The 956-nt window shown below is 78.2% G+C and carries 2 protein-coding genes; both read right to left on the bottom strand.

Annotation, left to right across the window (positions count from 1 at the left end):
- Positions 1–39: 39 nt before the first annotated feature.
- Positions 40–453, bottom strand: a complete 414-nt coding sequence (locus CKO13_RS12350; RefSeq protein WP_200261450.1) for an NfeD family protein — start codon at positions 451–453, stop codon at positions 40–42.
- A partial coding sequence (locus tag CKO13_RS12345; RefSeq protein ID WP_200261449.1) for a hypothetical protein occupies positions 450–956 on the bottom strand: 507 nt, incomplete at its 5' end. The genes CKO13_RS12350 and CKO13_RS12345, both read right to left, overlap by 4 nt.

The following is a 956-nucleotide window of genomic DNA, read 5'->3' as shown; positions in this document are numbered from 1 at the left end:
TCTACGTCCTCCCCGCCGAGCCGCCGGCAGGATCCGGGCCTACGGCGGCTCGGCGGGGAGGACGTAGACGGTCATGCCCTCGACGCCGAGGACCCGGATCCGCTCGCCGGCGGCGAGGTGCCGCCCTTCGGCGCTGCGGGCCCGCCAGAGCTCGCCGTGGATGCGCACCTGACCAGGGTGCTCCGGGGCGATGGGGGTGACGACCTCGCCGCGGGCGTGGACGAGGGCGTCGCGCCCCAGGGGGTGGCCGGCCCGCTCGGCGCGCACGAAGACGATGCAGAGGACGGCATCCTTGCTGGTCCAGAGGAGGAAGAGCAGCGCCGCCGTCCCCGCCCCGATGAGGCCGGCGCGCACGGCGAGCACGGCCAGGGCGGCGACGAGCAGCACCTCGGGCAGCTGGATCAGCCAGTAGCGCAGGGCGGGGTGGCGGGCGAGGCGGCGGAGGCGGCTCATCGCGAGGGGCTGAGCAGGCGCCGCGCCTCGATGATCCGCCGCTGCGCGGCGGCGAGCTGGCCGCGGGCGACGGCGAGCTCGATCTCCTGGACCTTCTCGAGCAGGACCGTGGCCTCCGGGCGCGGCTGCGCGGCTTCCGCGCGCAGCGGGGAGGGCCAGTGCTCGGCCTCGAGGCGGCGCCAGAGCCGCTGGAGGAGGAGGCGGGCGCGGGCCTCGTCCGGGTGGTCGCCGCGCAGGTCGGCGAAGCTGCGGGTCAGCGAGGCGAGGCGCTGGCGGAGGGCGTCGGGGTCGCCCCCGGCCTCGGCCTGCTCGAGCAGGCTGCGGCACTGGGCGCGGGCCCGGCTGGCCTCGCCGCCGTGGCGGGGCTGGTGCAGGAGGATGCGGATGGTGGCGGCCCGGAAGCGGCGCCTCAGCGCCTCGGGCGGGGCCTTCGGCAGGGCGCGCCAGCGGTCCATGAGCCGGCGCCGGCGGCGGTGGAGGCCGGGGTACCAGAGCCGGTCGGC

The sequence above is a fragment of the Halorhodospira neutriphila genome (assembly GCF_016584055.1).
Classification (GTDB): domain Bacteria; phylum Pseudomonadota; class Gammaproteobacteria; order Nitrococcales; family Halorhodospiraceae; genus Halorhodospira; species Halorhodospira neutriphila.
Note: the sequence above shows the minus strand (reverse complement) of the source record. Positions and strands in the feature narration are given on the sequence as shown.